The 6,325-nt window shown below is 64.3% G+C and carries 8 protein-coding genes; 3 read left to right on the top strand and 5 right to left on the bottom strand.

The features are described 5' to 3' along the window. Both WC739_RS23935 and WC739_RS23930 read right to left on the bottom strand, forming a co-directional pair. Positions 1-447 (bottom strand): DapH/DapD/GlmU-related protein (locus tag WC739_RS23935; RefSeq protein ID WP_372955470.1); only part of this gene is annotated, 447 nt, incomplete at its 3' end. A gap of 84 nt (positions 448-531) precedes the next feature. Then, complete coding sequence (locus WC739_RS23930; RefSeq protein ID WP_372955471.1) at positions 532-981, bottom strand: CreA family protein; 450 nt, start codon at positions 979-981, stop codon at positions 532-534. Positions 982-1,250: 269 nt separating this feature from the next. Between WC739_RS23930 and WC739_RS23925 the strand changes: the two genes are divergently transcribed. The 3 genes from WC739_RS23925 (at position 1,251) to WC739_RS23915 (ending at position 4,756) form a co-directional block, all read left to right on the top strand. Further along, positions 1,251-1,850, top strand: a complete 600-nt coding sequence (locus tag WC739_RS23925; RefSeq protein ID WP_372955469.1) for an SCO family protein — start codon at positions 1,251-1,253, stop codon at positions 1,848-1,850. Positions 1,851-1,910: 60 nt separating this feature from the next. Further along, positions 1,911-2,783, top strand: a complete 873-nt coding sequence (locus tag WC739_RS23920; RefSeq protein ID WP_372955468.1) for a 50S ribosomal protein L11 methyltransferase — start codon at positions 1,911-1,913, stop codon at positions 2,781-2,783. A gap of 128 nt (positions 2,784-2,911) precedes the next feature. Continuing rightward, the gene (locus WC739_RS23915) at positions 2,912-4,756 is read left to right on the top strand and encodes an aminopeptidase P family protein (RefSeq protein ID WP_372955467.1); all 1,845 of its coding nucleotides are present in this window, start codon (positions 2,912-2,914) and stop codon (positions 4,754-4,756) included. A gap of 157 nt (positions 4,757-4,913) precedes the next feature. Here WC739_RS23915 and WC739_RS23910 read toward each other — a convergent pair whose 3' ends face one another. The 3 genes from WC739_RS23910 to WC739_RS23900 form a co-directional block, all read right to left on the bottom strand. Continuing rightward, positions 4,914-5,210, bottom strand: a complete 297-nt coding sequence (locus tag WC739_RS23910; RefSeq protein WP_372955466.1) for an AzlD family protein — start codon at positions 5,208-5,210, stop codon at positions 4,914-4,916. Continuing rightward, positions 5,207-5,935: an AzlC family ABC transporter permease gene (locus WC739_RS23905; RefSeq protein WP_372955465.1), complete on the bottom strand. Its 729-nt coding sequence runs from the start codon at positions 5,933-5,935 to the stop codon at positions 5,207-5,209. The genes WC739_RS23910 and WC739_RS23905 overlap by 4 nt, the downstream gene beginning before the upstream one ends. Positions 5,936-6,025: 90 nt before the next feature. Then, on the bottom strand, positions 6,026-6,325 hold a 300-nt coding region (locus tag WC739_RS23900; protein ID WP_372955464.1), incomplete at its 5' end, for a DUF2461 family protein.

Raw genomic sequence — 6,325 nt, 5'->3', positions numbered from 1 at the left:
ATCATGCGTCACCACCGCGTTGGCGCCGACGACGGCGCCGTTGCCGATATGCAGGCCCGGCATGATCACCGCGCCGTGGCCGATCCAGACATCATGGCCGATGGTCACGGCTTTTGACTGCCGCCTCTGGCGGAACACCGCATCGACCCCCAGCCAGCGGAAATACTCATTCGGCCGATAGCTGACCTTGTGCTGGGTGAGCCGCTCGATCGGATGTTCAAGCGCATTGAGACGGCTGTTGGCGGCGATCGAGCAGAATTTCCCGATCGTGGTGTAGATCGCTTCGCTGTGGCGCTCGAAATAGGAGAAGTCTCCGACGCTCACCTCGCGCAGCACAACCCGTTCGCCGATCGACACATAGCGGCCGAGCTTGCATGCCTTGAGCTCCGCGGTCGGATGGATGCGCGGTTCGGAATCCTTCGGCACAAGAGTTTCGGAACGATCCATGCCGGCGGCTTTACCCCCGAGCGATTGCTCCCGCAAGGCGGGAGCTATCGTCCGTCGAGCCATTCGGCACGCGACGCACAGAGCCTATTTCGGCTTGCCGTTGGTCCACACCACGTTCTGGCCGTAAAGCGGCACGGTGGTCAGCGACATCTTGGCCGAGCCGTTCTGCACCTGGCGCGAATGCGACAGGTAGATCAGCGTCTCGTTGGCCTTGTCGTAGATGCGGTTCACCACCTGCTTCTTCCAGATCAGGCTGATGCCTTGCTTGAACACTTCCTCGCCGCCCTCGCTCATGTCGATGTCGCCGATGGTGATCGGGCCGGTCTGACGGCAGGAGATCGAGGAATCGGACGGATCCTCGAACCAATTGCCCTTGTGCAGGCGGTCGATGACGCTGCGGTCGAAATAGGAGACGTGGCAGGTGACGCCTTCGACCTTGGGATCCTTGATCGCCTCGACGATGATGTCGTTGCCGACCCAGTCGACACCGACCTTGCCGACTTCCTCGGCCACGGCAGTGCCCGCACCAATCATCGTAAAGGCGGCCAGCGCGCCGCCGATCAGTTTTCGCCCGGTCAATCGTGGCAAACCAGCCTCCTGGGGTTCGAGTTGCCGGTCACAGGTGGGGCGAACGGCGCGGCTTTGCAAGTCGCCCGAGCCGATCGACATGCAGCTGGTTGCGTCAACGCGACCTCTTTGCGTCCGGCCACACGAAACACTATGGTCGCACGCTACAAAATCCGGATTCTCGTCGCTGCGGACAGAGTTCACAGCACGCTTAGTTTTGCTTGGGTCGATTCGATATGTCCAGTGCACCATCACCCACAATGCGCTTCATCCTGATCGGCATTCTCGTGCTGATGGCGGGTGTTACAGGCATAATGACCTTCAATTGGTACCGGACCTTGTATGGCGGCGAGCCCTACGGCGCCGCATTCAGCCTGGTCGACCAGAAAGGCGCGCCGATCACGGAGGCCGCGTTCCGGGGCCAGCCCAGCGTCGTCTTCTTCGGCTTCACCCATTGCCCGGAGGTCTGTCCGACCACGCTGTTCGAACTCGCCGGCTGGCTGAAGACCCTTGGCGACGACGGCAAGAACCTTCGCGCCTATTTCGTCTCGGTCGATCCGGAGCGCGACACGCCCGAGCTGATGAACACCTATGTGAGCAATTTCTCCGACCGGATCACCGGCATCACCGGCGATCCGGACAAGGTCCACGCCATGGCCAAGTCCTTCGGCATCTACTGGAAGAAGGTCGATACCGGCGACGGCGACTACACGATGGACCATACCGCCTCGGTCCTGCTGCTTGACGGCAAGGGCGACTTTGCCGGCACGATCGCCTATGGCGAAGGTGCCGAGACGGCAGTCGCCAAGTTGAAACGGCTGGCCGCCAGAGGCTAGGCGCGGCCGGATCAGCGGAACCGGTTTCCGATCGCGTCACGCTCAACAAGAATGGAATTCATGACCCAGACACGGCTGCATTTCATCACCGGCAAGATCGACGCCGAGCGCATCTTCGCGGCGTTCGAGATGGCCTTCGAGGATGAGGGCTTGCCGATCGCCGTGCTGGAGGTCGACGAGGACAAGGACATCCACGAAGTCTCGCTCTATGCCGATGACGACGTCGATGGGGTCGAGGCGCGGGTGAAGGACATTCTCGCCGGCCTTTCCCTGTCGCCGCCCATTGAGCGCGAGTCGCTGCCCGACGTGGACTGGGTGGCGCGCTCGCTGGAAGGGTTGAAGCCGGTGCGCGCCGGTCGCTTCTTCGTCCACGGCGGGCATGATCGCGCAAAACGCCACAGCGGCGAGCTCGCCATCGAGATCGAGGCCGGCCTTGCCTTCGGCACCGGCCATCACGGCACCACATCAGGCTGCCTGGAGATGCTGGAGAAGGTCGTGCGGCGCGAGCGCCCGCGCAACGCGCTCGACCTCGGCACCGGCAGCGCGGTCCTGGCCATCGCCGTCGCCAAGCTGGCGCATATTCCGGTGCTGGCCACCGACATCGATCCGGTGGCGGTCAGGGTCGCCGCCGCCAATGCCCGGCTCAACCACGTCAAGGCGCTGATCGAGACGGTGACCGCGCCGGGCTTCCACCACCCGATCTTCGGCAAGCGCGCGCCTTTCGATCTCATCGTCGCCAACATATTGGCGCGCCCGCTGATGCGGCTGGCGCCGCAGATGGCCGGTCATATCGCACTTGGCGGCTCGATCGTGCTGTCCGGTATCCTCGAGCGCCAGCGCGATGCCGTCATCTCGGCCTATGTCGGCCAGAATTTCCGCCACGTACGCACCTTGCACCGCGAAGGCTGGGTGACGATCCACCTCAAGCACTGAGACCGGCCGGCTTGGACCAAGCCCAGCCGGTTGTCAGCCAGGCGACGCCGTAGCAGTTTGCGCCCCGTGGAAATCGATTCCGAATTCCAGGGCCATACGATACGGTCGCGCGATTACAGGAGGCCCCAATGTTCCAGACCTTTGACTCCGCCGGCGACCCGGCCGTCGGCAAACCCCGCGTGGCGCTGTTGCGCCAATGGCTGGCGGACAATGGCCTCGACGGGTTTGTCATTCCGCGCGCCGACGAACACCAGGGCGAATATGTCGCCGACCGTTCGGCCCGGCTGAAATGGCTGACCGGCTTCAGCGGCTCGGCCGGTGTCGCCATCGTGCTGCGCGACCGCGCCTTCGTCTTTGTCGACGGCCGCTACACGCTGCAGGTACGCGGCGAGGTCGCTCTCGATGTCTTTTCGATTGAAAGCCTGGTCGACAACCCGCCCGCCTCCTGGCTCAAGGACAATCTTGGGAAAGGCGCCCGGCTCGGATTTGATCCGTGGCTGCACACGATCAGCGAGGTCAAAGCGCTGCGGGCCTCGGCGGATAAAACCGGAGCGATCCTGGTGCCGCTCGACAGGAACCCGATCGACATCATCTGGACGGATCAGCCGGAAGCACCTGCCGCGCCCGTCGAAATTCACCCGATCGGCTTTGCCGGCGAGCTCGCCAAAGACAAGCTGGCGCGGCTGGCGGCGGCCATCGGCGCGGATGGCGCCACCCACGCCGTGCTGACCGACCCCGCCTCCATCGCCTGGGCCTTCAACATTCGCGGTGGCGACGTGGCGCATACGCCCCTGGCTCTGGGTTTCGCCATTCTTGCCGCTGACGGAACGCACCAGCTGTTCATGGACCAGCGCAAATTCTCGCGCCAGGTCGCGGCCTATCTCACCCAGCTTGCCGACCTGCACGGGCCAGGCGAATTCGAAGCGGCGGTCGTTGCCCTGGCCAAGAACGGCGCCAAGATCGCGCTTGACCCGGTGCTGGCGGCGGACAGATTGCGCACGCTTGTCGAGGACAATGGCGGCACCGTCATTGCCGCTGCCGATCCCGCCCGCCTTCCACGCGCAACCAAGAACCAGGCCGAGATCAACGGCAGCCGCGCCGCTCACCGCCGCGACGGCGCCGCGATCGCCAGATTGCTGTGCTGGCTGGACCGGCAGGAGCCAGGGACGCTCGACGAGATCGACGTCGTCACCAGGCTGGAAGAGACGCGGCGGCGGACTGGCGAGGAAACGCAGATGCCGCTGCGCGACGTATCCTTCGACACCATTTCTGGCGCTGGTCCCAACGGCGCCATCATCCATTATCGCGTGACGCGCGCCACCAGCCGCAAGCTGCAAGCGGGCGAGTTGTTCCTGCTCGATTCCGGCGCCCAGTACCAGGATGGCACCACCGACATCACCCGCACCGTACCCATCGGTGAGCCGACCGAGGAGATGCGCGAACGCTTCACCCTGGTGCTGAAGGGCATGATCGGCATCTCCGCGCTGCGCTTCCCCGCCGGCACGCGCGGCTCCGAAATCGACGCCATCGCCCGCATGGCGCTGTGGAGGCGTGGCTGCGATTTCGCGCATGGCACCGGCCATGGCGTCGGCTCTTACCTCGCCGTGCATGAAGGGCCGCAGCGTATCGCCCGCACCGGCACCGAGAAGCTGCTCGAGGGCATGATGCTGTCCAACGAGCCCGGCTATTACAAGGAAGGCTCCTACGGCATCCGCATCGAGAACCTCATCCTGGTGACCGCGGCGGCGCGGATCGAAGGGGGCGACATCGCCATGCACGACTTCGAGACGCTAACCCTGGCGCCGATCGACAAGCGGCTGGTGCGCACCGACCTGCTGACGCGCGACGAACTGCAATGGCTCGACGCCTATCACGCCCGCGTGCTGGCCGAGATCGGCCCGATGCTGGACGGCGAGACACTAGCCTGGCTGGAGAAAGCAACCGCACCCCTGCCGCACGACGCGAAGATCTGACTTTTTTGAGGGGCTAAGGCGTATTGAGATTCAGGTCAGGACGAGCCGAAAACGATGGTTTCCGAGCACCGGAGCGGAGCGTACTTTTCTGTACGTGAGCACCGGAAGCGCAGGAAACCATCGTTTGCAGGCCGTCATCACCTGAATATCGATACGCCTATCCGACGAACTGCCGCGCGATGATCAGCACCGCGGCTCCCGCCAGGAACATCGCCATCAGCCCGCCGCGCAGCGAAACCAGAGCCGTCACCACCAGCGCGGCCCATTCCGCTGGTCCGGCATTGAGCATCTCCGGCGCCACCAGCGTCGTCAGCACCGCCGCCGGCACGGCGTTCAGTCCGGCCTCGACGCGCGGATGGATGTTCTCGAACCGCGAAATGACCAGATGTCCGCCGATGCGCGTGACATAGGTCGCGACCGCCGCGGCGATGATGATCCAGAATGTCGTGCTCACGGCCGTGGCCCCACGCCGCTATGGTGGGGGGGCAGGATGACGGCAAGCAGGATGCCGGCAACGGCGCCGATCGAGACGTGCCAGGGGGAGCCGACCGTCTTGTGGGCGATGATGGAGCCGACGGCGCTGGCGATGACCACCGGCAGCCACAAGGGCCGCTTGCGAAAGCCCAGCACAAGACCGAGGAAGTAGATCGGCAGCAGGAAATCGATACCCAGCGCATGGGTGTCGGGAATGAGCTTGCCGAACACCGCACCGAGCGCGCTTTCGACAATCCAGAAGATATAGACCGGCAGGCCAAGCCCAAGATACCAGGCAAAGCCGACCGTTTGGCCTGACTGCGCCCTCGCCTCGGCCACCGCGTACTGCGGATCGGTCAGGATGAAATAGCCGAGCGCCTTCTGGATCAGCGGCCAGTGCGCGATGCGCCGCCCGATGCCAGCTGAATAGAGCACATGGCGGAAATTGACGGCGAAGATCGACAGCACGATCAGCCACGGCGCGACATGCTGGCCGAACAGCTGGATGCCGACCATCTGGCTGGCGCCGCCGAAGACCAGCGCGCTCATGAGGAACGCTTCGAGGACCGAGAATCCCTGCTCGACCGCGAGCGCGCCGAACAAGAGCGCAAACGGCGCCGATGCGACCACGACCGGCATCGACAGCCGCACGCCTTGCCAGAAATCGTCCTTCGCGCTGCTGTCGGAAATTGCATCCGTCGTCATCGACCACTCCCTCGGGAGCGGCGGTATTAGGTGCAGCCGCCGACCTTGTCACACGAATTCGCTTGAGCCAACGATCAGCGGAAATGATCGTCAGGTCGACGGTAAGGAACCCTTGTCGTTAGCGCTCTTGCCCTCGATCGCCCTGCCCCAGTCCAGCAGCGGCTTGGCGCGCACGGCGAAATCGACAAGCTCGTCGACCAGGCCCGGACCATGGATCGCGGCCGGATCGACCACGTGCCGGACCGCGAGATGCCGGTTGCGGATCGCTGCGACCAGCTCTTTATCGGCGACGTGTTCGAAGCCGCGCGGCGTGCGCTTCATGCAGCCTTCGGCATCGAGTTGAAGACCCTTTTTGCCCAGCGCCGCCACCATGGCGCGAAATTCATTCGG

Source organism: Mesorhizobium sp., assembly GCF_041661565.1.
Classification (GTDB): domain Bacteria; phylum Pseudomonadota; class Alphaproteobacteria; order Rhizobiales; family Rhizobiaceae; genus Mesorhizobium.
The sequence above is the reverse complement of the archived record's forward strand: the minus strand, read 5'-3'. Positions and strand labels throughout refer to the sequence as shown.

Excerpts from the sequence above, each read along its gene's own strand:
- WC739_RS23930 (WP_372955471.1), bottom strand. The coding sequence starts at position 981 with ATGATTGGTGCGGGCACTGCCGTGGCCGAGGAAGTCGGCAAGGTCGGT.
- WC739_RS23925 (WP_372955469.1), top strand. The coding sequence starts at position 1,251 with ATGTCCAGTGCACCATCACCCACAATGCGCTTCATCCTGATCGGCATT.
- WC739_RS23920 (WP_372955468.1), top strand. The coding sequence starts at position 1,911 with ATGACCCAGACACGGCTGCATTTCATCACCGGCAAGATCGACGCCGAG.
- WC739_RS23915 (WP_372955467.1), top strand. The coding sequence starts at position 2,912 with ATGTTCCAGACCTTTGACTCCGCCGGCGACCCGGCCGTCGGCAAACCC.
- WC739_RS23905 (WP_372955465.1), bottom strand. The coding sequence starts at position 5,935 with ATGACGACGGATGCAATTTCCGACAGCAGCGCGAAGGACGATTTCTGG.